Genomic DNA, 26,535 nt, shown 5'->3' with positions numbered 1-26,535 from the left:
TAACTTCCTACTTCCAACTTCCTACTTCCAACTGCTTATGAACTATATCGTTGACGAAAAGCATTCTGGAGAACGCATCGACAAGTTCCTTGTGGGTGTCATGGAAAACGTGTCCCGCACGGACGTGCAGAAGTTGATCGCCGCCGGCGAAGTCAAGGTGGGCGGCATTGCCTCTCCCAAGAATTTCCGTGTCGAAGCGGGCATGGTCGTGGTGGTGGACAAGATTCCCGAAAAAGAGGCGAGTACGCTGGAACCCGAAAATATCCCACTCGACATCGTTTACGAAGACGACGATATCGTGGTCTTGAACAAACCGCGTAACCTGGTGGTGCATCCGGGTAACGGTGTGCAGAACGGGACGCTTGCCGCAGGCCTTCTGTATCATTTTAAAGAAAATTTGTCTGCAGTGAACGGCCCGTTACGCCCGGGCATTGTCCATCGACTGGACAAGGATACACCAGGGCTTATGGTGGTGGCGAAGAACGACGCTGCCCACAGGCATTTGGCTCACCAGCTGGAAACCCGCACGCTGCACCGCACCTATAATGCCCTGGTGTGGGGGCATCCTCGCGACTTGGAAGGTACCATCGATGCCCCCATCGGGCGTAACCCCAAGAATCGCCTCAAGATGGCTGTCGTGAGCGATGGCAAGCCGAGCCGCACGCATTTTGTGGCAAAGAAATTTTTCGCCTTCGCAACATTGCTTGAATTGCAGCTTGAATCGGGCCGTACGCACCAGATTCGCGTACATAGCCGCTACATGGGGCACCCGGTCGTGGGCGATCCGTTGTACGATGGCCGCGACGGCTGCCTGAACCGCGTGTCTCCCTTGATGAAGGATGTCGCCGCGAAGGTTCTCGAAATTGCTCCTGCCCAGCTTTTGCAGGCCGTGAAAATTGAACTGATTCACCCGACCACGGGCAAAAAGATGAAGTTCAAGGTTCCGCTCGAAAAACCTTTCGAACAAGTTCTTAAACTCCTCAAAAAGGAATGCCCGGCTGAAGCTCCTGTCTTTGATGACGAAGATGAAGGCTTTCGCGATTTCGATCCTGAAATGCGCTTTAGCGAAGGCTACGAATCGGATGAAGCTGAATCTGAAAATCTGGATGTGTTTGACGAAGGCGTTTTCCCAGAATTGAAGGAGCGCAAGACGCGCGCCCAGCGCTTCGCCGAACGTGCCGCCCGTGCAGCTAACCGCAAGGCTAAGGCTGCTGAACGTAAGCGTATCAAGCAAGAAAAGGCCGCCCGCAAGCGCGGCATTGCTCCCGAAGATTTTGTTCAGCCCGGTTACGAACCGACCATCGACCCTAATTTGTTGTAGTTCGGATTTCGGAATTGTGAATTCGGAACAGGTTAGTTTGTTTTAATTCTGAATTCCGAACTCCGAATTCTGAATTTCATTAATGCCGTAGGCACATTACCTTAGAGGGTATTCCTTGAAGTCCTTGACGCCGAATTCCTTGCGCAGGTAATCCCAACGTACCAGGCGGTTCTTCCAGTAATACTTACGATACAGGCGGCGTGCGACGCGGCTTGTTAATTCGTACGGAATCGTGTGGTGGTCATCGGCCACGCTTTCCATCGAAATGCGAAAATCCAGTTCACCGTTCACGACATCGACTGTTTCGCCGACTTGCACATCGGGAATGTGGCTCACGTCAACCATGGTGGCGTCCATGCACACGCGGCCAAGAATCGGGCAGAGCTGTCCGCGAATGAACACAAATCCCTTGTTGTATTCGCCGCGCAGGTAGCCGTCGCCGTAACCGATAGCGATTGTGGCGATGCGGGTCGGCTGCTGGGCCATCCAGTAACCGCCGTAGCTCACGGTTTCGCCGGGCTTTACATCGTGGATGTGACGAATGGTAGACTTGATTCGCATCACCGGCTTGATCGGCCAGGGGGACGGCGCTGCACCCATGCAGTTGTAGCCGTAAAGGGCAAGGCCCGGGCGCACCATGTCAAAATGACTTTCGGGGTGGGTGAGGGTTCCTGCCGAGCTAGAGCAGTGGCAAATCTCGGGGCGGAGTCCTTCGGCTTCAAGCACATCGACCAGGCGGGTAAAGCGCTGGATCTGAATTTCGGTCTTCGGGTTCCCCGGCATGTCGGCGGTGGCCAGGTGAGTGAACATGCCTTCGAAGTGCAGGTTCTTGAGGCTTAAGGCTGCGCGGATGTTGTTAAAGTCTTCGGCGTCAAAACCGTAGCGGTTCATGCCGGTATCGATGGCCAAGTGAGCCTTGCAGGTGGTTCCCGTATCGCGCAGGAACTGATCAAACGCCATGGCGGTACGAATGTCTGTAATGGCTGCGGTCAGCTGGAATTCTACGAAGTAGGCGAAATCAGCCGGAGTGCAGGGGCCAAGTACCAGAATCGGCAAGTCCATGCCGTACTGGCGAAGCAACATGCCTTCGCTAATGTGGGCAACGCCCAGGTAGTCGGCACCGCCGAATTTGGCGGCAAAAGAGCAGGCGAGGCTTCCGTGACCGTAAGAGTCCGCCTTGACGGGCAAAAGAATCTTCGTGTTGGCCGGAATCTGGCTTCTGATAAATTGAATGTTGTTGCAGAGTGCGTCTAAGTTGATTTCAATCCAGTTCGGGCGCGCTATCTTATTTAAATCGGGAGGAGTCGCTAAAAGTTTCATGATGTGTGAAATATAGGTAAGTCCTTTTGCTTTGGTTACATGTTTGTAAGAAAATTGTCCTTTTTTGGGGTGTTCTTATTCCATAGTGGAATAAATCAAGTTGAAAGGTTTTTTGTAAATCAGGCTGGCAGCAGCCTAAGCTTCGATTCGCGCTCAATCTCAGTAATGGCGCGGAGTCTGTTATTTTGTATGAGTTTACAATTTTGCAGATGAAAATTTGTTTACCGTATGCGGTGAAACCTTTTGATTTTTTGTTTGTAGTTTTCATTTTGAAGAAAGAAATATCTTGTTCTAATTCCGAATAAAGGAACGGATATAGAATGAAATACAGATAAACTAATTCCTTTGTTCTGTCGTTTTGTTTCCCTGACATATTTGACTTTGTGTAATGGGCTTGCCTTTTAAAGTCCCGTTCCGGAGTCTGTTCCAAAGGCAAGAATAATGCCCTGTCAAAAGGGTAGTGTCCCTGCCTATACCCTAAAACATCCATCAAAACCCTGTTAAAGGGAGGATAAAATCATGACAGCAGTAGTCCAAACACCGGATTCGTTCATCGCGTCCCTGTTGCCGGATTCCGACAAAAAGATGGTGCGCATTGCAGGCGTATCGCTTCTTGTCGCGATTCTTCTGTGCTTCTGGGCAACGACGTACGAGGTGCTGATTGACGATTCCATTTTTGTGGATTCGCCAACCACCGAAATCACAGCAACCATGAACATCATCGACAAAAAGGAGGAAAAAAAGCCCGACAAGAAACCAGAACGAAAACCGAAAGATATCCAAAGTAAAAGGCCTGGCACTGGCGGGAAACCCGTAGGGCGTGGTAATCCTCGAGCCCCGCTCAATCGTGGCGTGATTCATGCGCTAGAGGCTCAAACTGCAAATGCTTCGGCTGCCGCTTACGACTTGATCAGGCAAAGTTTTGCCAAGGATATCGACAAGGTTCTCAAGAATACGAATGGCTTGCAAGTGACCGGCAAGACAAAGATTGGTGAAGTCCGTGGAAAAATTTCAGACGGATTTAACCAAGGCATGTTTGCCGGTGGCAGCGGCGGTATCGGCGACGATATCTCGAACCTGGTCAGTGGCTCTGCTGGAGCTATATCGACCAAGGCTATGGGAAATATAAAGGCTCCCAAGGAAACGGATATTGAGTGGGGCTCCGGCCCGTCATCCCGTTCCGCTGCAGATATCATGAAGGTTGTCCGTCAGCGTACTCCTGGACTACGGCATGTCTACAATAAATACCTCAAAAAGAAGCCGGGGTTCCAGGGAAAGGTAACGCTCAAGTTCACGATTGCTCCGGGTGGCGAAATCATCAGTATGTCGCTGGTGTCGTCCACGACGGATTACAGCGAATTCGACAATGAAATCAAGAAATCAGTCGGTCGCTGGACATTCAGCAAGGTGAAATCGGGCAATACCACGGTGACCATACCCTTCACGTTCTCGGAATAAATTATTTCGCTGCGGAAGCTACGTGTTCTCGTCATCGCGAGGTGCGTAGCGCCGTGGCGATCTCCTTTTGCTATATTGTAGTCTGCAAATAGGAGTATAGAAATGACAGATCCTCGCGTTACAAAGCTAGCTGAAAATTTGATTAACAACGCCATTGCTCTTAAGCAGGGCGAAAACATTCTTATCGAAACGACCGACACTCCTGACGAAGTCACGACAGAACTTGTGAAGGCTGTCGCCAAGGTGGGCGGTAACGCATTCGTGCATAATTACCGCGGTCGTGTCCGTCGTGAAATGATCAAGTCGGCAACCATCGAACAGATGCAGCTTCAGGCAGACCTCGCTATGGCCGAAATGCAGAAGATGCAGGCCTACATCGCCATTCGCGGTGCCGATAACGCCCTCGAAAATTGCGATATCAACGGCCGCCAGATGCTCAACTACCGCAAGATTAACGAAGACGTGCTTAACTACCGCGTGAATAAGACGCGTTGGTGCGTGCTCCGCTGGCCGAACCCCTCCATGGCGCAGGGTGCCAAGATGAGTTCCGAGGCGTTTGAAGACTTCTACTTCGAAGCCTGCCTTGCCGACTATCCGAAGATGGCCAAGGCCGCCCAGAACCTCGTAGACCTCATGAACCGTACCGACAAGGTCCGCCTTGTGGCAAACGGTACCGATTTGACGTTCAGCATCAAGGACATTCCTGCGATTCCGTGTTGCGGCAACATGAACATCCCCGATGGCGAAGTCTATACCGCACCGGTGCGCAACAGCGTGAATGGCGTGATTCACTACAATACGCCGACCCTTTACGACGGCAAGTATTTCAGCAATATCCGCCTGGAATTCAAGGACGGCAAGATTGTGAACGCCACCTGCGAATCCGGCGACAACGTGGCCCTGAACGCGCTCTTCGATACCGACGAAGGCGGCCGCTATGTGGGCGAGTTCGCTATCGGCTTCAACCCGTTTGTGAATGCTCCCATGTGTGATATCCTCTTCGACGAAAAGATTGCTGGCTCCATCCACTTTACGCCGGGCCGCTGCTACGAAGAAGCCCCGAACGGCAACATCAGCGCTATCCACTGGGATCTGGTGCTCATTATGCGCCCGGAATACGGTGGCGGCGAAATCTGGTTCGATGACAAGCTCATCCGCAAGGACGGCCTGTTCGTGGTTGACGAACTCAAGTGCCTGAACCCGGACCAGCTGGGAAAATAGATTTTCATAAGAAGGAGGAAATATGGTGAAAAAACTCTCCATTTTTTTGGGGGCCTTGCTGGCTGTACCATGCTTGGCTACAAATGGTAAAATGGCTGGTGCGGGAACCGCCGAAAGTCCATGGCAGGTCGCCGATTACGAGGACCTCAAGGCTGTGGGTTTAGGCGACTATGGCATGAATGGGCATTATGTCCTGGTGGCCGATATCGATGCATCTGCTTCCCGGAACGAAAAGAATGCCTCCGATTCCACCGCCGGTTTCCAGCCGATAGGCATAGCGTACTATGGAACAGAGCAGTCTTATTTTGGCGGCGTATTTGACGGCGCGGACCATACCATATCGAATCTTTATTCGATGTCGACGGATACTCGTTCAACGGCCATGTTTATGGCTGTAGGCCCTAATGGTGTTGTCAAGAATCTGAAAATGTCCGATTGCTTTATTTCGGTAAAGTTTGTCTGGGCAGCTGGCACTGTGGCCGTAATGAATTTTGGCTTGATTGAAAATGTTGAGCTCAAGCGTGATACGGTGCGCGCCCCGGTTAGTACGGGTGGTGTTGTGGGTATTAATGAAAACGGCATCATTCAAGATGTAGACTTTATTGGCGTCGTTTATGGCATTAATGATCGTGTAAGTGTCGGCGGTATTGTCGGTAGCAATTCCGGAACAAAATCGGTTATTCGTAACGTGAAAGTCGATGCCGACATGCGGTCTACTTATTACGGACAAAAACTTGGTTTAGTTGCCGGTGACAATGAAGGCCTAATTGTTTCTGCTGAAATCAATGGAATTCTTGAACATGGAAACCGTTATCTGGGCGGTGTGACCGGATATAATACGGGAACGATTGATTCGTGTGTTTCTCATGGTTCAATTTATTCGATGAATGAAAATTCGGCTGGCCTGGTTGGGTATAATAGCGGAACCATCAAGAATTCCAGTGTCGATGCCGATACGGTTTTTGGTGAATACCGTGGTGCGGCTGGTTTTGTTGGAACGAACGATACGACTGGGGTCATCGAAAACGGCTTTGCCAAGACGAATGTCCATTCCGATAGTTCTGGCGGTTTCGTCGTTCACAATGCTGGTATCATCAAGAATTCCCGTATGGAAGGCACGGTTTCTGCCGATTCATTCCCTGGGAGACTTGTGTCTGGTTTCGCTTTGAACAACGCCGGCACTATATTGAATTCGTATTCGAAAGCAAATGTTGATGCGTTCAACAATTTGGCAGGATTTGTATTCCGCAATAGCGGCAAAATCGATAGTTGCTATGCGACGGGCCATGTGAATAACGGTAATAAGGGATCCGGTGATACTTATGGTGGCTTTGTCGGTCAAAACGACTCTACCGGTATTATTTCGAATAGTTTCGCAAGCGGGGAAGTCGTTGGTGGCATGCATGCTGGCGGCTTTGTGGGAGTAAATAAAGGAAAAATTCTCAATTGCTATGCGACGGGTGATGTGCATTCGTATTCTGTTTTTGGCGGCTTTGTCGGCGTGAACAAGGGCAATATCTACTATTGCTATGCGACTGGATCTCTTGAAAAAATCACAGGTTATGATGTGTCGTATACGGCGGGCGGCTTTGTCGGTTCCAATGAAGGTCAAATCAATAATGCCTACGCTACGGGAAATGTCACCAGTGAATACACAGGCGCTGGTTTCGTTTCGAGTAACAGTGGAACCATTTTGAATGCCTATGCTACGGGAAAGGTTTCTGGTAAGGTTGAACCTGCTGGATTTGTCGGTACGAATAGAAAGAATATTGAAAACGTATTCTTTGCTGGAAAGACTGTTGCAAGCGGCGCTGAACTTTATGGTGCCGGCTGCTTTGTGGCAGGAAACGACGGATCTGTAAAAAATGCCCTTTACAATAAGGATGGCTGCGGGTTTGGAACGGATTCAACGGTAGACGGCGTTGCGTTTACTGAAATGAAGAATGCGTCTCTATACAAGAACTGGACTGATTTCGACAAGTATTGGACTTTGAACGATACGCTCTCCTTCCCGCACCTTGTGTTTACGACAGGAGTGCTTCCCGAAATTATCGAAGATGGTCCTCCGATTGAAATTGCGAAGCCGAACGTGGTAGCCGTGAAGGGCGCTAATGGCCTTAAACTATATGGAAACCGCCGAAACCTGCAAGCTATGGTAACGCTTTCCCGTTCGGGAATGACGAACGTCAAGGTGTATAATTTGAAGGGGGTGTTGCAGAAGGTTGTTTCGCTTGGCAAAATGAGCGAAGGCGTGCATCAAGTGAATTTGAGTGGTGCCGTAGATGCTCGAGGCGTTGCTTTGATTGTTCTGGAACAGAACGGCAAGGCTCTGTCGAGGACGCTTCTTCGCTAGTTTGAACTTGCTAAAAATTGCTGAATACAAAAAAGCCGTCCTTTGCAGGACGGCTTTTTAAATGTTTTTCGCTAAAGCGAAAGTTGCGCAGTCGCGCAATCTTTCGAATTACACACCCTTAGCGAGAATCTCCCCAATCTGCACGGCGTTGAGGGCTGCGCCCTTGCGGATCTGGTCACCGGTGAGCCACAGCGTGTTGCTGTTCTCGTCGGCGAGGTCCTTGCGGATACGGCCTACGAACACGTTGTCCTTGCCGGCGCTTTCGAGCGGCATCGGGTACACGTAGTTCTGCGGATCGTCCTTGAGGGTCACGCCCGGAGCGTTCTTCAAGGCATTGCGGATTTCTTCCACGGAAACCGGACGTTCGGTTTCGAACCACACGGATTCGGAGTGAGAACGCAGCGAACTCACGCGCACGCAGGTGGCGCTCGTGCGAACGTCAGAGTGCATGATCTTGCGGGTTTCGTTGTACATCTTCATTTCTTCCTTCGTGTAGTCGTTTTCCGTCATCTTGTCGATCTGCGGAATCACGTTGTAGGCGAGCTGGAAGGGGAACTTGTTGATGTGCGTCGTCGTACCGGTTTCGAGGATGTCCTTGTACTGCTGCTTGAGTTCTTCCATGGCGATGGCGCCTGCGCCACTTGCACTCTGGTAAGAAGAAATGTGGATCTTCTTGATGTGAGAAATCTTTTCGATCGGGTTGAGCACCACAACCATCATGATGGTCGTGCAGTTCGGGTTAGCGATAATGCCCTTGCCGCCGAGTTCAGGCTTGTAGAGCTTGATGTCTTCGGGGTTCACTTCTGGGACAACCAGCGGCACTGCCGGATCCATGCGGAAGAAGCTGGTGTTGTCCACGACCACGGCTCCGTTTTCGACGGCGATCGGAGCAAATTCCTGGGAAATTGCGGCACCAGCGGAGCTGAGCACCAGGTCGACACCCTTGAAAGAATCCTTGTTCAGAACTTCGCACTTGAGGGTTTCGCCCTTGAACTTGAATTCCTTACCGGCGCTGCGTTCAGAAGCGAGGAGCTTCAGGCTCTGCAGCGGGAAGTTGCGTTCTTCGAGGATGGAGAGGATTTCCTGGCCCACGGCGCCCGTGGCGCCCATGATGGCAACGTTGCGAATCATAATTAACCTTTATTGTTCGGTTTGTTGTTGATTGTTTGATTGTAAAGCTTCTGTGGCGTTCCAGAAACGCTTCAGGTAGATTTTCATCTGGCCAATCTGGTCTCTGGACTGCCTGTATTGGATCAGTTGCTGCTCCGGGTTTTCCTGGAGCGTGTAGCTGTAGAGCGCGTAGGCGGCGAGTCGCACGCATTCGCTTGCCTGAATCAGTTCCTTGTGCGCATCGCTGGATTTATGCGGGTGGAAAAGCCCGAGAACCTTTTTGTTAAGCGCGATGGCATTGTTGTTGATGGCAAGCGCCTGGCTGCTGCGCATTTCACGCTCTGATTCCGAAATGCTGGACGGCAGGGTGCCGAAGGCATCCATGGAGTTGATGATGTCTTGCATGCGCTTGATGACTGTTTCTGCATCGACCAGATAACTGTCGAGCCTGCTCAAGTCCTTGTCGTCGCTGCCGGCTTTGCCTGCCTGATCGCCGGTGCGAATCCTATGGCGAACCATGTGGTCGGAACCGGGCAGAATCTGTCCGCCTTCACCATTCTGGAACGAGGCGATGTAGTCCTGGTACTTCATGTTCATCGCGGCGATTTCTTCGGCGGTGTAGTCCGATGTCGGAATGAACGTCGGGCGGTCCCAGTAGGCAATTCCCATGAAGGCCGACAGCATAAAGAAGGCGAGAAAGATGTTTCCGACCTTCGCTGCGCGGTCGTCAAAGCGGATAAAGCCTATGATAGCGAAGAAAAACAGGCTCGCGAATGACAGCAGGAGTCCGCCGTCGCAGTTGTAGGCAATGAACGAGTTCTTCGCGAAGAAGAATATGCAATCCATTGCCACAATCAGGAATGACAAAAACACGCCCATCATGATTTTGGTGCGTGTTTCTGCAGAAACGGACATGAGAATTGCTGTAAAGGTGATGCCCAGGGGGAGCACCATCATCAAAGCGATATCTGCAATTTGCTGGTTCATTTTTTAGAAAGGCAGATCGTCGTCGACGCCTTCCGGTGCTGGAGCATCGTAAGAGGGGGCGCTTGCCTGGCTAAAGTTGTTGGACTGGCTGTAGGAGTTGCCTCCCTGGAAGTTGCCGCCGTTCTGGCCGCGCGGCGTCAAAAGTTGGAATGTGTCCAGGTTGACTTCGGTGCTGTAACGCTTCTGGCCGGTTGTCTGGTCGGTCCAGCTGCGGTTGGTGAGCGAACCTTCTACATAGAGGGTCATGCCCTTGTGCACGCCGAGAGTTTCCATCGTGTCGGCGATTTTGCCCCAACCCACGATGTTGTGCCAGTCAGTCTGTTCCTTCTGTTCACCATTGTTATCACGATAGCGACGGCTGGTGGCCAAGGAGAACGATACGCGCTTGCGACCTGCTGCGCTTGCGCTAATGACGGGGTCCTTGCCGATATTGCCGATAAGCATCACTTTATTCAAATAAGCCATAATTAATCCTAGTTGTTTTTTGTTCTAGGGTAAAAATAAAAAAATCCGTCTGTCACTTTGTGCCATTTTTGAATTTTTTTTCGTTTCCAGGCCCCGCCAGGCGCCTTTTATTTATATTTTCTTGAAAAAAGTTGTCTAACCCCTAACCTTTAATCACTGCTGACTAAGTTCTGCCAACTGCCAACGAATCACTATGGTAACCCTCGCTCTTTCACAATTTGAAAAAGTTTTCCCCGCAAATCTCAAGGGTAAGCGCCTCGGCGCGGTTTTGCACCCGGCATCGGTTCTCCCGGATTTGCACTATACCCTCGATTTACTCAAGGAATACGACGGCAAACTCTTTAAACTGTCGGCCCTTTTTGGCCCCCAGCACGGTATCAAGGGACACACCCAGGACAACATGATCGAATGGGAAGGTTACACCGACCCCGAACTGGGCATTCCCGTTTATAGCCTTTACGGCGAACACCGCGAACCCACTGCCGAAATGCTCAGTCACGTAGACATGATGCTTGTGGACTTGCAGGATGTGGGCGCCCGCTACTACACGTTTATCTGGACGCTGTTCCTTTGTATGAAAGCCTGCGAAAAGGCCGGAATCCCCGTGATTGTGGTGGATCGCCCGAACCCCATTAACTGCGTAGACGAAGAAGGCCCGGTGCTGGATTTGGACTACACGAGTTTTGTGGGCCTGCACAGTATCCGTACGCGCCATGCTAAGACGATTGGTGAATTGGCGGTGCAGTTCAAGGAAGAACGCTTCCCCAAGTGCGAACTCTACGTGCTCGGCATGGAAGGTTACGACAAAAAGATGTGGTATGATCAGACGGGTCTTCCGTGGATTTTGCCGAGCCCCAATATGCCGACCCTCGATACCGCTATCGTTTACCCCGGCATGTGCCTGTTCGAGGCGACCAACGTGAGCGAAGGCCGCGGCACCACGCGTCCGTTCGAAATTTTCGGTGCCCCGTTTATCGATGCCGTCAAGCTTTGCAAGTACATGAATGACCTCAAGCTCCCGGGCGTCTACTTCCGCGAAAATTACTTCCAGCCCACGTTCCACAAGGGTGCGGGCCAGATTTGCGGGGGAGCGCAGATTCACGTGCTCGACCGCGACAAGTTCCGCAGTTTTGATATGGCGGTAAAGCTGTTGCAGTACATTTTCAACGAATATCCCAAGGATTTCGCCTGGAAACAGCCCCCTTACGAATACGAATTCAAGAAGTTGCCCATTGACATTTTGCTCGGTAACGGCACGTTCCGCAAGGAATTTATTGAAAGTAGCATTTAACCATCAAAGAAGAGGAAAGTATGATTCAACAATCTAACGGAAAATTTGAAATGCCGGCACTCCCGTATGCCGCAGGCGACCTGGCTCCAGTTCTCAGCCAGGAAACTATTGAATTCCACTACGGTAAGCATCTGCAGACTTACCTCAATAATTTGAACGCAGCCCTTCCGGGTAGCGCTTTCGAAGGCAAGACTGTCGAAGATATCGTCAAAGTAGCCGAAGGCGGTGTATTCAATAATGCAGGCCAGTTCCTGAATCACTACATGTATTTCATGCAGTTCAAGGCTCCGTCTGCAGGCAACGTTCCGACGGGTAAAATTGCCGACGCCATCGCCCGCGATTTCGGTTCCTTCGAAAAGTTCCAGGAAGTATTCCAGACAAAGGGTGCAGGCCTCTTCGGTTCCGGCTGGGTATGGCTCTCTGCCGATGCACAGGGCAAGCTTGTGATTACGCAAGAAGGTAACGCCCAGAACCCGCTCACCAAGGGCTTAAAGCCGCTCCTTACGTTCGATGTGTGGGAACATGCCTACTACATTGACTACCGCAACCGCCGCCCCGATTACCTCAAGGGACTCTGGCAGATTGTGGACTGGAACGTCATCAACAACCGTCTCGGCTAATTTCAGAACAGATGTAAAAAGAAACCGCTGGTCATTGGACCGGCGGTTTTTCTTATAAGTAATTTGATTTATGGCCGATTATTCATCCGGATTTTCTCGTTCTATAAGTCCGTTCTCGTCTCGGAGCATCTCTTCCCATTCGTAATTGTTGCCGTCTTTACATCTAAAATGGTATCCTTCGGAGTAGGTGTCGCACAAACTCGAAGAAGTCGATTTCGCAATTTTGGTCTTGTACATGGTTTTGCAATGGACGGTGGTGTCGCTGGCGAGCATGTACGGGTAAGAGGTGCTGGCCTCGGCTTGAGCGCTGTCTTGTGCGATTTTTTTCTGGATGGGAATATACTTCTTGTCAATACTGGAATATTCCTGCTGGAAGATTGTGTCTCCTTGCAGCAGATTGAATGCTCCTGGTTGATACTTGCATCCGTTATCGCATGTGTAGACATGTTCAGTTCTGTCGTAGTCTTGGCAGACGGGTTGAACAATGCCGTATAAAGGCATATCTGCTTCCATATCTGCAATGGATTGTTTTAAAGAGGGCTTACTTGAAGGACACCATGATTTATGGAAATAGCTTGAATCCTTGCAGTGGACATTCGGGAATGTGCTTAGCGTGTAGGGGTAATCGCTGTTCACGCTAGACGACGATTCAGTTTCGCCAGACGGTTCCGCCTCGCTAGATGATTCGGGAAGTCCTTCGGAGCTACTGGAAAGTATTTCAGAAGATTCGCTCGAATGAGTCGTTTCCATTTCGGAAGAACTGCTGGGAGCGGTTTCTTCGGAACTGTTGGGGAGTGGAGTAATCTCGCCAGGATTCTCTGGAATGGCTTCGGTAGCGCTGCTGGAATCGCTGTCGCACCCTGCCCAAAACAATGCGGCAACGCATAAAGCGAGTTTACGCTTGTATTTCTTGATAGACATCTCGTTCTCCTTTTCCCATAATATACCTTTAAAGCGCAAGATTTGCAAACGAATTAATCCAAAACTTTGGACAAATTGTAAATAAAAAGGAGTAAATTACGCTTTTTTGTTTATATTAATAGGGAAATGTTTATCCGTTTTGAGGTGTGGCTATGGAAAACGAACTGACGCTTTTGATAGGGAAGGGGGAAAAGATCCTTTATGCCGGCAAGCCGGACAAAAGGTGCTTTATCTTTGAATGCATCTTCAATCCGCTGCTCCCGTTTGCGCTCGTTTGGGGCCTTTTTGACATGTTCTTTATCGGGGCGGCCTTTTCTTCGGACAAGTCGAACGAGGCAGCCTTCTTTATTGTCCCCTTCATGGCACTTCACCTGATGCCCGTATGGATTTACCTGGGCGGGGCTATGCTCTCGTTCAGGCGGTATCGCAATACGGCCTATATCGTCACGGACAAGGGAATCTATGCTTCCGGCGGAATCTTTGCGAGGACCTATAAGTCAAAGCCTTTCGCGGAACTTTCGCACGTAGATTTGCACCGCGGCATTTTTGATCAGTGGTTTGGCGTGGGCGATATCATCACCACCTCTGCGCAGGCCAATCCCGCGACGCTGAACGGGCGAAGAATGTCGACTAACGCGGGTATTTCCATCGACAGCATCGCCAATTACGCTGAAGTGTACAAGCTCGTGAAAAAACTGCAGGAGGACATCTACACCGATGTGATGTACCCGAACGACCTGCGGCCCAAGGAAAATCACGGGTACAAATCCAAGTATATGGGGTAGGGCTGTTTACGAAAAGAGTCCCAAGCCAAGCCCGACAAATGCCCTGATGGCGATGACATCTGCGGCATACATGTTTACGTCGAAGCCGAAATGGATTGTCGCGAAAACGGCGTCATGTAGGAGACCTTTATGATAGTCCTCCTTGTCGGCGGGGGCGTTGATAGTATACTCGTAACGGATTCCCAGGGAATAGAAAAACTGCTTGTGCGTATCGTCCTCTGCTGGGATAGATTCATCCCCGGAACTGCCGCTGTAGTAGCATAATTTGACTGTAGGGACAATCTTGTGGTCCGTATTGTCTAAAACCGGATAGCCGTAAAAGAGATACGGGGTCACGCCGCCCGCGGTTTCCCCGCCCTTGTGGTAGATGTCTTCGTAGTGGATGTCGTCCCCTTCATTTTTCCCATAGCCGACACTAAATCCTAAACCGAAGTCCCCTTTGGACGTTGTTGCCTTTACGGAAATATCCCCGCCATAGAACCTGATATTGTTGAAAGACTCGTCTATGGTCGGCATTGCCATGAAGAAAGAAAGGTCAAATGCGAACATTCGACGTGATGCATAACGCCCTAGCTGAGATCTCCCGTATGTTCCCAGATGGTAATCCGTTGCAACGGAGTCGGTTTGCCGGTCTATCAGTTGTACTAGTTCCTTACGTTCTTTTTTGGATAAAGATGCTCGCTGCATTCGGTATGTTATTTGCGAGAGTGCTCTTTGTACCTTATGGCGGATATTTGGTTTTTGTTGTGCTACCGTTGAATCGATATGTTGCTTTTGCTCAAGGTATATCCAGTAATACGATGAATCTGGAAGGAATGAGAATATTTGGTCAATCCCTTCTTCGTCGTTATCTTCGAAAACTTGAAATTGCCCTCGCGATATGTAAAAACCGCTCCCTAGGGGTGTTCGGGAATAACAATTTAGCGGGTACCGGCACGACCAATTAAGTAAAACCTCTTGCCGTAGTGAATCCAGCGGTTCTTCAGGATGTTCTGTATAAAAAAGAATAAGGCTGTCCCGAATGGGGTTGAAAATCTCTCTAAATGAAAACGCATCTGTTGCAGCGTGTATTAGGGATGAATCTGACAACGAAAAGAGCTTTGTGACGGAATCCGCTATGATTGGGATTGAGTCTACGCTTGCTTCGTATGCCTCTGGATCAACACGGTCATAAGCTATGCGGTGGGAGCCCGCAAGAACTTGCGCAACTAGAACAAATATGATTAGGAAGGTCGCCTTCATACGGCTTGAGCTCTGCTTGGTGAATTAGTTACAGCCTGCTTTTTTCTTGAGGTTGTCTCTATCATCTTTGCATGAACTTGCCATGATTTGGCAAACTTCTTCGTTCTTTTTTTCGCGGAAAAGCTGGTAGGCATAAATGCAGGCGGCTTTTTCGTTGCCCGCTTCGATTTCACTCTTGAACAGGTTGTCCGCTTCGGCTAGTTTTTCGCTGTTGTTTTCTTTTTTGGCTGATTCACGGAGCACGATGGCGTATTCCGGATTTAGAATTTTCGTGTCGCCGTTATGGCTGAGCGCTTTTTCGTAATAGTGCTTAGATGTTTCTAGATTGTTTAGACGGCCTTCGGCGGCAGCGAACCCCCAGTAAGACTCGTAGCGGGTAGAATCGATGAGCCATGCCTGGTTGAAACGCTTGATGGCAGTACCTATATCGCCTCGTTGAAAAAAGGACCATCCGACATTCATCATGTGGTCAAAGGATTCTTTTTCCTTGCCTTTGACTGTGTTTAGAAATTCTTGGTCGGCCTGCAATAGTTCGGGACTCTTGGGCTGGTTGCCGTATTCCGGCATTTCGTTGATGCTGCGTTGACGGGGGCCACCCGCACAGCCAATGAGTGCGATAATGCTCAGTGCGGAGATAATGGTCGAAATTTTCATAAAAAATTCTCCTTCATCGAATATTCTTTTCTGGTTGTAAACATACAAAATAAAAATACGTCTAGTCTTTTAAATTTGACGTCTCTGTAAAATTTTTGTGGCCCCCTTGCCAGTTTTTTGAATTATAGGTACATTAAAGCCCGAACGCATCTCGTCTAAGGAAAGGCGAGGTGCGTTCTTTGTTATTTGGGCTTTCCTGCCCGTTGCGAAAGAACGCCTCTGAAAAACAACCGGTCGCAAATGCGGCCATAACAACGGAGGCTATATGAAGTCTAATGAAATCAAGGAACTGTTCAACAAGTTTGAACAAATTGCATGCGAATACGAAGGCATTGAATGCTGGAGTGCTCGCGAACTTGCTGTTCTGCTTGGGTATAGCAAGTGGGAAAAATTTTTGAATGTGATTGACAAGGCAAAAGAAGCCTGTGATAATGCGGGAGAACTTTCTGAGGATCATTTTCCCCGCGTGGGGAAAATGATCGATCTTGCTAAGGGTGCAAGGCGTGAAGTAGATGATTACATGCTTTCTCGCTATGCTTGTTATTTGATTGCGCAGAACGGTGATTCCCGCAAGCCAGAAATTTCCTTTGCACAGAATTATTTTGCTGTTCAGACCCGTGTTGCTGAAATTGTAGAAACTCGTATTCATGAACTTGAGCGTGTTCAGGCTCGTGCAAAACTTGCACAGACAGAGAAGATTCTTTCTGGAGTCTTGTTTGAACGCGGCGTAGATAGCAAGGGGTTCGCTATTATTCGTTCGAAGGGTGATCAAGCTTTGTTCAATATTGATACGAATTTACTTAAGCGCAAGTATAATGTTCCTGCAAGTCGTCCGTTGGCAGATTTTTTGCCGACAGTCAGTATCAAGGCCAAGGACCTTGCTGCTGAAATGACGTCTGTCAAAACGCAAACCAAAAATCTTTTTGGACAGAAGAAAATTGAAAAGGAACATGTGGACAACAACCGTGCTGTCCGCAAGATGTTGCTTGATCGCGGCATCGTTCCTGAAAAGTTGCCGGCAGGCGAGGATGTCAAAAAGGTTGAAAGACGATTGAAAAAAGGCGTTGAAGTGAATGGGGGCCGATAATGAGTCGCAGTTACAAGAAACCGTTTGTGAAAATGGCAAAGGAGGCGCATGCCGGAAAAGAACCGCAAAGAGGGGGATTGTTGGGGGTGGCCGTCCGAAGGTGTCAAACTGCCTATTTCCGACCCGAAGGGCATTAGAAAATAGCGAAAATCGCTCGAAAAAGTCAAATGATTTACATTTGTTATGTCGCATAAAAAAGGAAAGTATAATGTTGTCTTTTAAAGAACATGCGAAAAAGTTCAATCTCGACGAAGAGGAGCAAGAAATCCTTGCCGATTTCGAGGCGAATCATGCAGGCAAGCCACAGATTACCGAAGAACGCAGGAAAGAACTCGCTTCGTTGGCAAATGCATCCTCGATGGAAGGAATAATGCTAAATACCATGCAGCGGCTTTCTGCCGATGCGGCTCGTGCCGGCGCTTCTGAAATGTCTTTGGACGAAATCAATGCCGAAATTGACGCTGCAAGGAATGGTCGATGAAGCGATATTCTAAGGCTTGATGGTTATTGGAGTGCCGTCCTTGACGGCGGCGTAGATTTCTTCGATTTCGTCGTTCGTGACGGCGATGCAGCCGGCGGTCCAGTCTTTCCACTTGTGCCAGAATTTAAAGAGGAACGCAGGAACCTTGTTCGGGTAGCCGTGGATCATGATGTCTCCGCCTGGCTCGTAGTTACCTTCTTTCGCGGCCTTAATCTGTTCCGCATTCGGGTACGAAATCCGGAGCGATAAATGAAAGACGCTTTTGGGATTGTGAAGTTCGATGGTGTAGTTACCCTCGGGCGTCTTGTTGTCGCCGGACTTGACCTTCGCACCCACGGGATTCTTGCCAAGCGAAATCCTGTACGTCTTGACGATGTTCTCGCCGCTTCGCAAGTGCATCTGGCGTTTCGCCTTTTCTACGAGAATGTTGTCAATGGGTGAGGAGAGCATGACTTGAAATGTAGTTTTTTAGAACTCGCTGTTGAACTTGATTATTTGTGGTCTGCGACAGATAACACAATGTAAAATTTTCGTGCCCCTCTTGCCAAAAAATTAAAACTTAGGTACAATTTCTGCATCCCCGAACGCATCTCGTCTAAGGAAAGGCGAGGTGCGTTCTTTTTCGCTTGTAGCGCTAACGCATTGGCCTCGGCAATGGAAATAAGTGAACTTATTTCCGCTGCTCTCGGCTTAGTGCGTTTTTATTTGGGTTTGCTGCCCAATGCGAAAGAACGCCTCTAAAAAAATCAACCGGTCGCAGTTTGCGACGGCGCAAAGAGCGGCTACATCAATGGAGGCTATATGAAGTCTAAAGAAATTTTCTCGACAGTTTTTGCCAAGGCTAAAGATTTGGCAAATGAAATGACGCTGCATAATACGCGGGTGAAAAGGCTGGTCAAGCAAAAGAAAATTGAAAAGGAATATGTAGACAACAACCGTGCTGTCCGCAAAATGCTGCATGAACGTGGGATTGATGGCTCAAACAGAAAGTAAAGAAAAAATCTTGACAGAAGTAAAGAAATAATATATATTATGAGAAGAGTCGTTTTAAAGAAGAAAATTGTGAAGGCTGTCGCAATTATGCCAAAGAGAGAAAGGATTCTTTTTGACAAACTTGTGGAGGACTTGAAAGAAAAAGGACCGGTTCTGCCAAATTGGCTGAACTACAAAAAACTCACCGATATGAATACGTATCATTGCCATCTTTCTTACCATTGGGTGGCGTGTTGGTTTGAAACAATAGAAGGAATTGAATTGGAGGTCACTTATGTTGGAAGCCGTGAAAATGCGCCTTACTAGTAAGGATGTGAGTGGAACGATGTTTACGTTTGAGGGAACGAATATTCCTGAACACCTTCTGCTTTATATCAGGTCTGCATTCCCGAATGTGGAAGATGTCGTGAATGGAGACGAAGAGTATGTTGAGTGGGGTGAGACGGACCTTTCAAAACAAATCAAGGCGGAAACTACGCCTGCCGAAAGCTTGAAGTTGCTTCGCACGACTTTTGGCTACACTCAGCAGCAACTTGCGGATAAGGTAGGCATTACCAAGCAGCAGGTTTCTGCGATGGAGCGGGGTAGAGAACCGATTGGGCGTAAGATGGCCCATAGGCTCGCGAACGCTCTTGGAACGAGTTATAAGAATTTGTTTTGGTAGAAACTAGCCGCAAATCTCAAGGCTGAGATGGTGTAGGGTTGGGTTGCGTGCTAAAGTTCATTGCTCGTAAAGAGCGACTATAAGACCTATTTTTGAATATTTCTTTAGTTATGCGGGCTCGCAAACAACTTTTATGTTGTCACGAACTTAATCAGTTCTGTATAATCCCCGGAATCGGCGGGATGAAGCGCGTCAATATACTTCTTTCGTAAATCCGTAATGTCGTTCAAGCTGGCATCACCCCAGTAGAGCCGCGGCTCGCCAAGTTGCTGCATAAGCAGGTCCGCCATCAGTCGCGAAATTCTACCATTGCCGTTAGGGAACGGGTGGATTAAAACAAGCCTGTGGTGAAGCCGGACGGCTATTTCCAAGTTGGGGAATGTATGGTTCTCCATCCAAAATTTCACATCATCGAACAACGTCTTCAATTTGACGGGAATTTGGTATGGCGCGACCCCAATGTTTCTTTCCGTCGTTCGGTATTCACCGGCCCATTTCCACACTTGACCGAACTATATCGGCCATACCCAAAATATAAATTATGGGCATGTCATAAAATGACAAAATGACGAATGGGGAAAATTTTTACTTATCCCAAATGCGCCTTATGTTCTTGGCTATCATCTCATCGGCCATGTCCGTCAGGATATGCGGATCGTCGACAAGTTGGTCTTCCAATGCCATGTTCGTGTTGACGCTCGACAGGATTGTTTCGGCTTTTTTACGGGCCTGTCGTTTAATCGTCTCCTGCAGGCTGCTTTTGGGGACAAAACCATAAACGAAATCGCAGTCAAGGCCTTCCGCGATTTTTTTCATGGTCGAAATCTTGAGGTTGTTTTCGTTGAGTTCCATTTTGGCGATACGTGGCTGAGAAAGCCCGACGCGTTCCGCAAGTTGCTTTGCGGTCATTCCGAGAGCTCGACGAACGGCGGAAATCCACCCCTGCTTGGGCGGTTGGGCGTCGCGAAGCTGGGCGAGGTTTCCCGTCTTATGGGCAAGAGCCCTGAGCAAAATCAGTCTTTGGTTCATAAAATAACCTATTTGTTTTAATATTCTTCTGTAATATAATAAATATATTATAGAATTTCAATAAAATATAACTTTTTTGTTGTAAAGTGAAAAATGGCTGCGAAAATTCCAAAAAATACTATTTCCCGCAAAAAAAAACGCCCAGGCTTTGAACCTGGACGCATTGAAAAGGGGAGGGGAAAGCTTTCCCCTCGCTGCAGCCTTGGCTCGCCAAGTCTTCCGCTACCTCTTCTGCGGGGACACCCCGCAACGCCCTGTATAATAATGCGAGGTCCGCGGTCGCAGTTCGAGTTGTTTTCTCAAACTTTTTATCCAGGATGTTTGAAAATAATCTATACAGAAAAATGTAATGATTTGTATAAAAAATGCGAAAGCCATTTAAAGAGGGGGGGGGCTTGATTCAGATTGTGGAGGTACTTCCGAAAAGTCTTTGGATGTAGTTGATATTTAAATTGAATCTGTAGGATATTGCTATAATTATGCTATGGGCTATAGATACATAGGTTCAAAATTAAGAATAGTTGACGAAATCATTCGAATTGTTGGGGCGCCTCCCCAAAGGGGTTTTTTTATAGATGGATTTTCTGGCACAGGTTGTGTCGCGCAACAGGCTGCTGCTAATGGTTGGAATGTCAAAATAAACGATATTTTGCTTTGCGCTGTGGTTATGACTACAGCGGGACTTTTAAGCACCAAAGAAGTTTCATTTAAGTGCTTTGGTGGATACAACAAAGCTATTGCTGAGCTAAATCATATTAGGGCGAACAGGGGTTATTTCTGGCGAGAATATTCACCAGCTTCAAAACAATTTGGGAAACCTGAGAGAAAATATTTTACGGAAGCAAACGCAAAAAAAATCGATGGTATAGCAAATGCAATTCACAAATGGTATCACGAAAAAGATATTACCAAAAATGAATTTTTTCTGCTACTCGCAGATTTAATTTCATCCACAAATGAAATTGCAAACATTGCGGGTACATACGGCTGTTTTTTATCTAAATGGACGGAACAGGCTGAACGAGACATTATCTTAACCCCTCGGGAATTGCGTAAACGTAAAATTTCTTTCGAAATATCAAATAAAGATGTTTTTGATTTAGACTCTTCAATCAACGATACGATTTACTTTGATCCGCCCTACACAAAGAGGCAGTATGCGTCATACTATCACATTCTGGAATCGATCGTTCAAGGAGACAGACCGGAGGTAACTGGCGTTGCTGGTTTAAGGCCGTGGAAAGATAAAGCGTCAGTCTTTTGCTATAAGACAAAAGCACTCAATGCTCTTGTAGAACTTATATCAAAACAGAAAGCAGGAAGAGTCATTTTATCATATAGTGACGAAGGACACGTAAACCTGGATTGCTTATCCGAAAACCTTCATGCCTTTGGAAACGTTGACATTATCGAGTTAAAACAAATAAGTCGTTATACACCTAATAAAACAGCCCTTTCAAACAATTCTATTGTAAAAGAGTATCTTTTAGATTTCAAAAGGACTATATAATAGCATGGGCCACCAGAACACATTTGAAAATAAAATACTGGAAAAGGCTGAAAAGTTTCTATGCGACAACGTGGAAACTTTTGAAGAACGTATTTGCTTTTTGGAAAAAAGCGCTGCAACCAAAAGCGGAGCAAACATAGACTACTATTGGAAACGGCAACATATTCCAGGAATAAAGGTTTCAGACGAGAAAATCCGCCAATTCAATCTAATAGTTGAAAATAGTGAAATACCCTTTTCTGTCGCAATATCCTCACTCGCAAGAAAGCCATTAACTGTAGAGCAGCAAAAAAAAGACGGAGTCTTTTACACTGATTTTAGATTGGCTGATCTCATTGCAGATTCATGTGCTATAGGCATAAAACAGAACGCATCAATTGTCGATTTTGCTGCTGGCACATGCATTCTGCTTATAGGAATAGCGTTAAAATACAAAGAATTTTTTTCAGAACAATATGATGAATGGCTGAAAAAAAATGTATTTGCTTTCGACCTATCCGAAGACGCCTTGAGAGGCGGTGCGGCGGCCTTCCTTTCTACGACAAATAATGCAGAAGCAATTGTTTCCATGATTAGGAAATGGAAAGTATGCGACAGTCTGCTTGATGCAGATGTTTCGAAAATGAAATTTGATATTGTTGTTGGCAACCCTCCCTGGGGACGAATAAAACTAACTCGTCATAATTTTGCAACAAGATCTGGCTACGAATGTATTTACGGGGCTGATTATCCAGCATTTAATAACGAGCAATTCCTCGAAGAAAAAGATCTCGTAACAAATTATAGCAGGGTAATAAAGGAGAATTTTAATTTTTCGAATGACTCAGAGCCTGATTTTTATATGGCGTTTCTTCAAAAGGCCATTCAATCGACAAAAAAAACACGTGGAAAAATCGCCTTTCTGGTTCCTGCCGGTTTAATTCGTTCGCAAGGTACTTATGATCTTCGAAAACAAATTCTTAATTCTTTCAGCAAAATAGAGTTTGATCTGCTTGAAAACAAAGGAAATTTCTTTTCTATCGATTCAAGATTTAAATTTCTGCTGCTTTTGATTGAAATAGATAAAAAGAGAAAGACGGATCATTTTCTCTTTAACATTCTTTGTTCAAAGAACAATTCTATTCAGCGAGGAAACGATATTGTTTTCTATACCAAGGAATTAGAAAAATATAGGCCTGACTTGACAATTCCCGAAGTTCGCAGCAAGGAAGAACTAAAGTTGTTCTACAAAATCTGTAACAACGGGAAAAAATGGGGGGATGTCAATAATGAATGGAAGGCTGACATTTCGAGAGAAGTTGACATGACCTCTGATAAAGATTACTTTATTTCTAAACAGACAAAGAATGCATTCCCTGTCATTGAAGGACGGATGGTGCAACAATATAGATTTGGTGCAAAAACATACTTATCCGGCCAAGGTAGGAGTGCAGTATGGAAACCTTGCTGTGAGAAAAGTCAGCCTCAATTTTTTATAGAACAAAGTTCATTAAGTAAAGCCTTGAAAGAACGGGTAAAAAAATATAGAGTAGGCTTTTGTGATATTGCAGGGCAAACAAATGAACGTTCCATGATGAGCGCGGTAATCCCCCCAAATGTTGTATGCGGGAACAAAGTTCCAACATTATTGTTTCCAAAAAGTGCGACCAACGACATTCTGTATTTATGGCAAGGCATTACAAATAGTTTTGTATTTGACTGGATGATTCGTAGAGTTGTATCAACCACAATTAACTATTTTTTACTTTTCAGTATACCTTTTCCAAATATAAATGAAACATCGTCGCTTTCAAAAAAAATCATTTCAAAGTCACGTCAGCTATCAGTGATGGGAAAAGATTTTTACTGTGGCACAAAAATGTCTAGGCTGAGAGCCGAAATTGACGTTCTTGTAGCCCAAGCCTATGGCCTAGATTTTGATGAATTAAAACTTATTCTAAGCGATTTTCCCCTACTTGACAAAAAACAGAGGCCTTTAGCGAATGAAAAAAAATCTAGTATTACAAAGGATTTACTTCTTTCTAAGGCTGCTAAAGAATGGAAACTCGATTGCAATATTTTTGACAAAAGATTAAAACAACAAAAGAATTCTAATGCTTATATACCTTCAGAAATGATTGTGCTATGTCAAAAGGAGACCTAAAAACATGCCTTATAATGGTGGAATCAGAATAGTTCTATACAAAAAAATCGTAGCTGGTGACATACGGAAATTTCGTGCAGAATCTAATGACGCCAGTACGGGTGGTGGTGCTAGAGATCTTCGATTTAGTCCGGCTAATAAGTTTTTTCCAATACTAAAAAGAATGTTCCCTAACGAAGGTGTTGCTGGACATGTGTATACTGGAGAATTGCATTGGAGGCTTACTCCAACAACACATGTCACTATTCATGCTCCCACAGAATCGAGACCTAATGAAGTTAGAATAGCGAAAGTTCATGAATGTTTTCCTAGAGATGTCGTACCTAATGATGCTACGGATTGTATTCTAATACTTTTATTGGACGAAAATTTTGAAGTATGGGCATATTTCACATCAGAACATTCTCTTAGAACGCAGGGATGGCATCAAAGTATAAAAAGTGGAGTGCTACGTGGTTTGGGTGCTCGAAGAAGTTCCTCGGTAACTCCTGCAGGTTATCTTGATTTTGAAAATGGAGATGAATACACAAATGAATCTTGAAAAACATATATTAGATCTACTTGACAGAAAAAAGAACGTTCTGTTGATGGGGGCTCCTGGGACAGGTAAATCTCGATTGCTGAATGTTATTGCGTCGATGTTTGAAGGTGCCGCTCGCTCAATTACAAATCCTCAACATGATCTTAATGCAGATGTGCCTATTCCAGAAGGTGGAATTGAAAGAGATATTCCTTTTTTGTCGGGAAAGACTTGTCGTGTATTTCGGACAGTCCTTCATCAAAACTCGAAATACCGAGATTTCTTCACTGGTTATGTGCCTCGGCCAGGAACAGAGAATGGTTTTGAGATAAGTAAAGGGATTCTATACGAAGCAAATGAATTCGCTAAAAGAACTGATTGTGCTTCTTTGCTGATAATTGATGAGATTAACAGAGGCCCCGCTGTAGAAGTTTTTGGTGGCAGCATTGTTGCGATAGAATGTGACAAAAGGCTATCAGCAGATAGCACGAAAAATAAACAGACTCAGTTTTTCGATATTCTCGATCCAAATACAGCAACATTATCCGAATACGCCTTTTCGCCGCGTTTGTATATACTTGCGGCAATGAATCAAGCAGACGTCTCGGTCGCTCCTTTAGACGTGGCCTTTTTAAGGCGCTGGGTGTCAGTAAAATTACAACCTGATTACAAAATTCTTGCTGAATACTTCGGTTTCAACCCGAATGAACAACTTTCAGAGCGGCCAGAACGAGTAGAGGATGTTTATTACGTGGTAACGAAGGCTCTTGAAGAAATCAACCGACTGATTACCATAGGAAAAGGTGCAGATTATCAACTAGGCCACGGCATATTGCTAACGGAAGATAAGGCGACTGATGTAAATAGTGCGCTAAAACACGCAATTGAAATTTGGCAAACAATATACACTCACATTGAGGAACTTTTCTTTGGTGATGCATCGGCGCTTTCTTTTATTCTTAATGCAAATAGTGAAAAATCTCCTTACATAAAGAAAGAAGAAACTTTTGCCGGCGAAAACAAAATCGTATTAGAATGTTCCGATATAACGGAAACTAATATTTTCGATTTGTATTTGTCAATACTCCACCACGGGCAATGAGATACCAACTTACTGAATATGGTCAAGGAATTAAAGTTGATGATGTGATTTCAAACGGAATCACGGTTTCAGAGTTGTATAAGGATTTAGACAACGCTAATAAACGAATCCGAAATGCTCTTGGGACTAAAACCAATGTTTTTTTTATTTCCAATCAATATATTGTCGCTCGCGGAATAACAGGCGTTATAAAATTAAATTCCTTCATAGAACTTGAAGTAATTCCAAAATTTTATTCAAACAACGACGAAAGTTGGAAGAAAACAGTTTATCTTCTTGCCACGCTTTCTAAGCATGGTAAAATTTTATCAAAAAACAAAATCAATTCAAGTCTATCATCAAAAGATACATTACTTGACATAGCGAGCAGAATTATTGCAGAGGAATTTCTTTCAAACAAACGTAAGCCCATTAGAAATTACCGTATCAAATCGTTCTGCGATTTTGGTATTGAAGGTGAATTGAATTTTGAAACTTTTTTTGAACGTAATCCTAACGGTTTTTCTCAAACGATTGTAACCTTTGACAAAAGAAATCCATACAACGCAATCATAAAGAAGGCTGTTGAAATTGTACTTCCCTATGCCAAAGACCATCGTACAGAAAACATTCTTCAATCAGCTTTGAATTACCTAGGGTCGCAAAATCCTATTCCAAACATTTTCCCAACTCTTCCTGTTCGCAACAAAGAATGGGCTCTAGCATATGAATTATCTCAAGACATAATTCACGGTTTAAGCCTAGCATTTAACAACGGCTCTTTTTTTGCTCCAGGATTTATAGCAAGTACATGGCAAATGTGGGAATGGCTTATAACAACTGGGCTTATTTTGGGAACAAAAGGTCGAAAAATCAAATCCCAATTACCTGTAAAAGCAGGCCAAAAATACTATACTTCACAAGTTGCGACCGTAAATGTTTTTCCAGACATAACAATTTTCAATAACGACGATTTGGATAAGCCAATTTATTTGGTCGATGCTAAATACAAATTGTTAGAAAACGAAATTACAGGTGAAATCTCTAAAGCTGATTTATATGAGGCTTACACTTTTTGTCAGAGTCTGAAAACCAATACCATTTTTTTAGTGTACCCTTCACAAGCAGAAAACAATGAAGTTTCTGGCACGGTTTCACAAAAAGCCTTTTATTCTTTCTTAGGAGTATCTATTTACGTTGTGAAAATAGTTTTGGGAAATATAAATGATTATTCCGGCGTACTTTGAGCCACCAGTCCGGTGCTAGAGAGCCACCCTTC

28 protein-coding genes are annotated in these 26,535 nt (G+C 46.2%); 18 read left to right on the top strand and 10 right to left on the bottom strand.

Annotated features, from left to right (window positions below; genetic code table 11):
• Positions 1-37: 37 nt before the first annotated feature.
• Positions 38-1,321, top strand: coding sequence for an RluA family pseudouridine synthase (locus B7988_RS12640; protein ID WP_088658202.1), 1,284 nt, complete (start codon positions 38-40; stop codon positions 1,319-1,321).
• A gap of 96 nt (positions 1,322-1,417) precedes the next feature.
• Here B7988_RS12640 and alr read toward each other — a convergent pair whose 3' ends face one another.
• Positions 1,418-2,641, bottom strand: a complete 1,224-nt coding sequence (gene alr, locus B7988_RS12635; RefSeq protein ID WP_073054102.1) for an alanine racemase — start codon at positions 2,639-2,641, stop codon at positions 1,418-1,420.
• Between the two features lie 519 nt (positions 2,642-3,160).
• Between alr and B7988_RS12630 the strand changes: the two genes are divergently transcribed.
• The 3 genes from B7988_RS12630 (at position 3,161) to B7988_RS12620 (ending at position 7,673) form a co-directional block, all read left to right on the top strand.
• A complete protein-coding gene (locus tag B7988_RS12630) occupies positions 3,161-4,099 on the top strand; it encodes an AgmX/PglI C-terminal domain-containing protein (protein ID WP_088658201.1) in 939 nt (312 codons plus the stop codon).
• A gap of 102 nt (positions 4,100-4,201) precedes the next feature.
• Positions 4,202-5,320, top strand: a complete 1,119-nt coding sequence (locus B7988_RS12625; RefSeq protein WP_088658200.1) for an aminopeptidase — start codon at positions 4,202-4,204, stop codon at positions 5,318-5,320.
• Between the two features lie 22 nt (positions 5,321-5,342).
• Positions 5,343-7,673: a GLUG motif-containing protein gene (locus B7988_RS12620; protein WP_088658199.1), complete on the top strand. Its 2,331-nt coding sequence runs from the start codon at positions 5,343-5,345 to the stop codon at positions 7,671-7,673.
• Positions 7,674-7,781: 108 nt separating this feature from the next.
• On the opposite strand, the gene B7988_RS12615 is transcribed toward B7988_RS12620, so the two are convergent.
• Genes B7988_RS12615 through ssb form a run of 3 tightly spaced genes read right to left on the bottom strand, consistent with a single transcriptional unit; the run spans position 7,782 to position 10,235 of the window.
• On the bottom strand, positions 7,782-8,804 hold the full coding sequence (locus tag B7988_RS12615) for an aspartate-semialdehyde dehydrogenase (protein WP_073322656.1): 1,023 nt from the start codon (positions 8,802-8,804) through the stop codon (positions 7,782-7,784).
• A gap of 9 nt (positions 8,805-8,813) precedes the next feature.
• Positions 8,814-9,770, bottom strand: a complete 957-nt coding sequence (locus tag B7988_RS12610; protein ID WP_088658198.1) for a hypothetical protein — start codon at positions 9,768-9,770, stop codon at positions 8,814-8,816.
• 3 nt (positions 9,771-9,773) lie between these two features.
• Positions 9,774-10,235 carry a single-stranded DNA-binding protein gene (gene ssb / locus B7988_RS12605; RefSeq protein WP_073054116.1) on the bottom strand — a complete coding sequence of 154 codons (462 nt, stop codon included), beginning with the start codon at positions 10,233-10,235 and terminating at the stop codon, positions 9,774-9,776.
• A 193-nt stretch (positions 10,236-10,428) separates the two neighbouring features.
• Between ssb and B7988_RS12600 the strand changes: the two genes are divergently transcribed.
• Both B7988_RS12600 and B7988_RS12595 read left to right on the top strand, forming a co-directional pair.
• On the top strand, positions 10,429-11,526 hold the full coding sequence (locus B7988_RS12600) for a DUF1343 domain-containing protein (protein ID WP_088658197.1): 1,098 nt from the start codon (positions 10,429-10,431) through the stop codon (positions 11,524-11,526).
• Between the two features lie 20 nt (positions 11,527-11,546).
• Complete coding sequence (locus tag B7988_RS12595) at positions 11,547-12,146, top strand: superoxide dismutase (protein ID WP_088658196.1); 600 nt, start codon at positions 11,547-11,549, stop codon at positions 12,144-12,146.
• 78 nt (positions 12,147-12,224) lie between these two features.
• Here the strand turns inward: B7988_RS12595 and B7988_RS12590 are convergent, their stop codons facing one another.
• Positions 12,225-13,067 (bottom strand): hypothetical protein, encoded by an 843-nt coding sequence (locus B7988_RS12590; RefSeq protein WP_088658195.1) that lies wholly within the window; start codon positions 13,065-13,067, stop codon positions 12,225-12,227.
• A gap of 152 nt (positions 13,068-13,219) precedes the next feature.
• On the opposite strand from B7988_RS12590, the gene B7988_RS12585 reads away from it, so the two are divergent.
• A complete protein-coding gene (locus B7988_RS12585) occupies positions 13,220-13,852 on the top strand; it encodes a PH domain-containing protein (protein WP_088658194.1) in 633 nt (210 codons plus the stop codon).
• A gap of 6 nt (positions 13,853-13,858) precedes the next feature.
• On the opposite strand, the gene B7988_RS14955 is transcribed toward B7988_RS12585, so the two are convergent.
• Complete coding sequence (locus B7988_RS14955; protein ID WP_139261129.1) at positions 13,859-14,401, bottom strand: hypothetical protein; 543 nt, start codon at positions 14,399-14,401, stop codon at positions 13,859-13,861.
• Between B7988_RS14955 and B7988_RS14950 the strand changes: the two genes are divergently transcribed.
• Entirely contained in the window at positions 14,392-14,799 is a 408-nt protein-coding gene (locus tag B7988_RS14950) for a hypothetical protein (RefSeq protein ID WP_139261130.1), read from the top strand. The genes B7988_RS14955 and B7988_RS14950 overlap by 10 nt on opposite strands.
• Positions 14,800-15,118: 319 nt before the next feature.
• Here the strand turns inward: B7988_RS14950 and B7988_RS12575 are convergent, their stop codons facing one another.
• A complete protein-coding gene (locus B7988_RS12575; protein ID WP_141225672.1) occupies positions 15,119-15,748 on the bottom strand; it encodes a hypothetical protein in 630 nt (209 codons plus the stop codon).
• A gap of 265 nt (positions 15,749-16,013) precedes the next feature.
• Here B7988_RS12575 and dinD point away from each other — a divergent pair, with 265 nt between their 5' ends.
• Both dinD and B7988_RS15325 read left to right on the top strand, forming a co-directional pair.
• On the top strand, positions 16,014-16,835 hold the full coding sequence (gene dinD, locus B7988_RS12570) for a DNA damage-inducible protein D (protein WP_088658192.1): 822 nt from the start codon (positions 16,014-16,016) through the stop codon (positions 16,833-16,835).
• Between the two features lie 208 nt (positions 16,836-17,043).
• Positions 17,044-17,316, top strand: coding sequence for a hypothetical protein (locus B7988_RS15325; RefSeq protein ID WP_073322678.1), 273 nt, complete (start codon positions 17,044-17,046; stop codon positions 17,314-17,316).
• A 9-nt stretch (positions 17,317-17,325) separates the two neighbouring features.
• Here B7988_RS15325 and B7988_RS12560 read toward each other — a convergent pair whose 3' ends face one another.
• Positions 17,326-17,766 carry a L,D-transpeptidase family protein gene (locus B7988_RS12560; protein WP_088658191.1) on the bottom strand — a complete coding sequence of 147 codons (441 nt, stop codon included), beginning with the start codon at positions 17,764-17,766 and terminating at the stop codon, positions 17,326-17,328.
• Positions 17,767-18,117: 351 nt separating this feature from the next.
• Between B7988_RS12560 and B7988_RS12555 the strand changes: the two genes are divergently transcribed.
• From B7988_RS12555 to B7988_RS12545, 3 genes are read left to right on the top strand one after another with little or no spacing between them, the layout of a single operon-like run.
• Positions 18,118-18,309: a hypothetical protein gene (locus B7988_RS12555; RefSeq protein WP_088658190.1), complete on the top strand. Its 192-nt coding sequence runs from the start codon at positions 18,118-18,120 to the stop codon at positions 18,307-18,309.
• 39 nt (positions 18,310-18,348) lie between these two features.
• Entirely contained in the window at positions 18,349-18,615 is a 267-nt protein-coding gene (locus B7988_RS12550) for a hypothetical protein (protein WP_088658189.1), read from the top strand.
• Complete coding sequence (locus tag B7988_RS12545) at positions 18,584-18,973, top strand: helix-turn-helix transcriptional regulator (protein WP_249268994.1); 390 nt, start codon at positions 18,584-18,586, stop codon at positions 18,971-18,973. The genes B7988_RS12550 and B7988_RS12545 overlap by 32 nt, the downstream gene beginning before the upstream one ends.
• Before the next feature lie 131 nt (positions 18,974-19,104).
• On the opposite strand, the gene B7988_RS12540 is transcribed toward B7988_RS12545, so the two are convergent.
• Complete coding sequence (locus tag B7988_RS12540; RefSeq protein WP_088658188.1) at positions 19,105-19,476, bottom strand: mobile mystery protein B; 372 nt, start codon at positions 19,474-19,476, stop codon at positions 19,105-19,107.
• Positions 19,477-19,558: 82 nt separating this feature from the next.
• On the bottom strand, positions 19,559-20,002 hold the full coding sequence (locus tag B7988_RS12535; protein WP_088658187.1) for a mobile mystery protein A: 444 nt from the start codon (positions 20,000-20,002) through the stop codon (positions 19,559-19,561).
• Between the two features lie 484 nt (positions 20,003-20,486).
• Between B7988_RS12535 and B7988_RS12530 the strand changes: the two genes are divergently transcribed.
• The 5 genes from B7988_RS12530 (at position 20,487) to B7988_RS12515 (ending at position 26,503) form a co-directional block, all read left to right on the top strand.
• Positions 20,487-21,512: a DNA adenine methylase gene (locus B7988_RS12530; RefSeq protein WP_088658186.1), complete on the top strand. Its 1,026-nt coding sequence runs from the start codon at positions 20,487-20,489 to the stop codon at positions 21,510-21,512.
• Positions 21,513-21,582: 70 nt separating this feature from the next.
• The gene (locus B7988_RS12525; protein ID WP_170930658.1) at positions 21,583-23,655 is read left to right on the top strand and encodes an N-6 DNA methylase; all 2,073 of its coding nucleotides are present in this window, start codon (positions 21,583-21,585) and stop codon (positions 23,653-23,655) included.
• A gap of 4 nt (positions 23,656-23,659) precedes the next feature.
• Positions 23,660-24,196: a hypothetical protein gene (locus B7988_RS14945; RefSeq protein ID WP_141225671.1), complete on the top strand. Its 537-nt coding sequence runs from the start codon at positions 23,660-23,662 to the stop codon at positions 24,194-24,196.
• Complete coding sequence (locus B7988_RS12520) at positions 24,186-25,277, top strand: AAA family ATPase (protein WP_170930657.1); 1,092 nt, start codon at positions 24,186-24,188, stop codon at positions 25,275-25,277. The genes B7988_RS14945 and B7988_RS12520 overlap by 11 nt, the downstream gene beginning before the upstream one ends.
• Positions 25,274-26,503 carry a hypothetical protein gene (locus B7988_RS12515; RefSeq protein ID WP_088658183.1) on the top strand — a complete coding sequence of 410 codons (1,230 nt, stop codon included), beginning with the start codon at positions 25,274-25,276 and terminating at the stop codon, positions 26,501-26,503. Before B7988_RS12520 ends, B7988_RS12515 begins: the two co-directional genes overlap by 4 nt.
• Positions 26,504-26,535 lie beyond the last annotated feature (32 nt).

The organism is Fibrobacter sp. UWB1, assembly GCF_002210325.1.
Lineage (GTDB): Bacteria > Fibrobacterota > Fibrobacteria > Fibrobacterales > Fibrobacteraceae > Fibrobacter.
This window is presented reverse-complemented; position numbering and strand designations above follow the sequence as displayed.

What these genes read in the sequence shown, in the direction of transcription:
- B7988_RS15325 (WP_073322678.1), top strand. Translation starts at nt 17,044, where the DNA reads ATGTTGTCTTTTAAAGAACATGCGAAAAAGTTCAATCTCGACGAAGAG.
- B7988_RS12520 (WP_170930657.1), top strand. Translation starts at nt 24,186, where the DNA reads ATGAATCTTGAAAAACATATATTAGATCTACTTGACAGAAAAAAGAAC.
- B7988_RS12640 (WP_088658202.1), top strand. Translation starts at nt 38, where the DNA reads ATGAACTATATCGTTGACGAAAAGCATTCTGGAGAACGCATCGACAAG.
- B7988_RS12585 (WP_088658194.1), top strand. Translation starts at nt 13,220, where the DNA reads ATGGAAAACGAACTGACGCTTTTGATAGGGAAGGGGGAAAAGATCCTT.
- B7988_RS12610 (WP_088658198.1), bottom strand. Translation starts at nt 9,770, where the DNA reads ATGAACCAGCAAATTGCAGATATCGCTTTGATGATGGTGCTCCCCCTG.
- B7988_RS12560 (WP_088658191.1), bottom strand. Translation starts at nt 17,766, where the DNA reads ATGCTCTCCTCACCCATTGACAACATTCTCGTAGAAAAGGCGAAACGC.
- alr (WP_073054102.1), bottom strand. Translation starts at nt 2,641, where the DNA reads ATGAAACTTTTAGCGACTCCTCCCGATTTAAATAAGATAGCGCGCCCG.
- B7988_RS12575 (WP_141225672.1), bottom strand. Translation starts at nt 15,748, where the DNA reads ATGAAAATTTCGACCATTATCTCCGCACTGAGCATTATCGCACTCATT.
- B7988_RS12535 (WP_088658187.1), bottom strand. Translation starts at nt 20,002, where the DNA reads ATGAACCAAAGACTGATTTTGCTCAGGGCTCTTGCCCATAAGACGGGA.
- B7988_RS12545 (WP_249268994.1), top strand. Translation starts at nt 18,584, where the DNA reads ATGTTGGAAGCCGTGAAAATGCGCCTTACTAGTAAGGATGTGAGTGGA.
- B7988_RS12530 (WP_088658186.1), top strand. Translation starts at nt 20,487, where the DNA reads ATGGGCTATAGATACATAGGTTCAAAATTAAGAATAGTTGACGAAATC.
- B7988_RS12630 (WP_088658201.1), top strand. Translation starts at nt 3,161, where the DNA reads ATGACAGCAGTAGTCCAAACACCGGATTCGTTCATCGCGTCCCTGTTG.
- ssb (WP_073054116.1), bottom strand. Translation starts at nt 10,235, where the DNA reads ATGGCTTATTTGAATAAAGTGATGCTTATCGGCAATATCGGCAAGGAC.
- B7988_RS12600 (WP_088658197.1), top strand. Translation starts at nt 10,429, where the DNA reads ATGGTAACCCTCGCTCTTTCACAATTTGAAAAAGTTTTCCCCGCAAAT.
- B7988_RS12590 (WP_088658195.1), bottom strand. Translation starts at nt 13,067, where the DNA reads ATGTCTATCAAGAAATACAAGCGTAAACTCGCTTTATGCGTTGCCGCA.
- B7988_RS12550 (WP_088658189.1), top strand. Translation starts at nt 18,349, where the DNA reads ATGAGAAGAGTCGTTTTAAAGAAGAAAATTGTGAAGGCTGTCGCAATT.
- B7988_RS14950 (WP_139261130.1), top strand. Translation starts at nt 14,392, where the DNA reads ATGCGAACATTCGACGTGATGCATAACGCCCTAGCTGAGATCTCCCGT.
- B7988_RS14955 (WP_139261129.1), bottom strand. Translation starts at nt 14,401, where the DNA reads ATGTTCGCATTTGACCTTTCTTTCTTCATGGCAATGCCGACCATAGAC.
- B7988_RS14945 (WP_141225671.1), top strand. Translation starts at nt 23,660, where the DNA reads ATGCCTTATAATGGTGGAATCAGAATAGTTCTATACAAAAAAATCGTA.
- B7988_RS12555 (WP_088658190.1), top strand. Translation starts at nt 18,118, where the DNA reads ATGAAGTCTAAAGAAATTTTCTCGACAGTTTTTGCCAAGGCTAAAGAT.
- B7988_RS12615 (WP_073322656.1), bottom strand. Translation starts at nt 8,804, where the DNA reads ATGATTCGCAACGTTGCCATCATGGGCGCCACGGGCGCCGTGGGCCAG.
- B7988_RS12515 (WP_088658183.1), top strand. Translation starts at nt 25,274, where the DNA reads ATGAGATACCAACTTACTGAATATGGTCAAGGAATTAAAGTTGATGAT.
- B7988_RS12620 (WP_088658199.1), top strand. Translation starts at nt 5,343, where the DNA reads ATGGTGAAAAAACTCTCCATTTTTTTGGGGGCCTTGCTGGCTGTACCA.
- B7988_RS12595 (WP_088658196.1), top strand. Translation starts at nt 11,547, where the DNA reads ATGATTCAACAATCTAACGGAAAATTTGAAATGCCGGCACTCCCGTAT.
- dinD (WP_088658192.1), top strand. Translation starts at nt 16,014, where the DNA reads ATGAAGTCTAATGAAATCAAGGAACTGTTCAACAAGTTTGAACAAATT.
- B7988_RS12625 (WP_088658200.1), top strand. Translation starts at nt 4,202, where the DNA reads ATGACAGATCCTCGCGTTACAAAGCTAGCTGAAAATTTGATTAACAAC.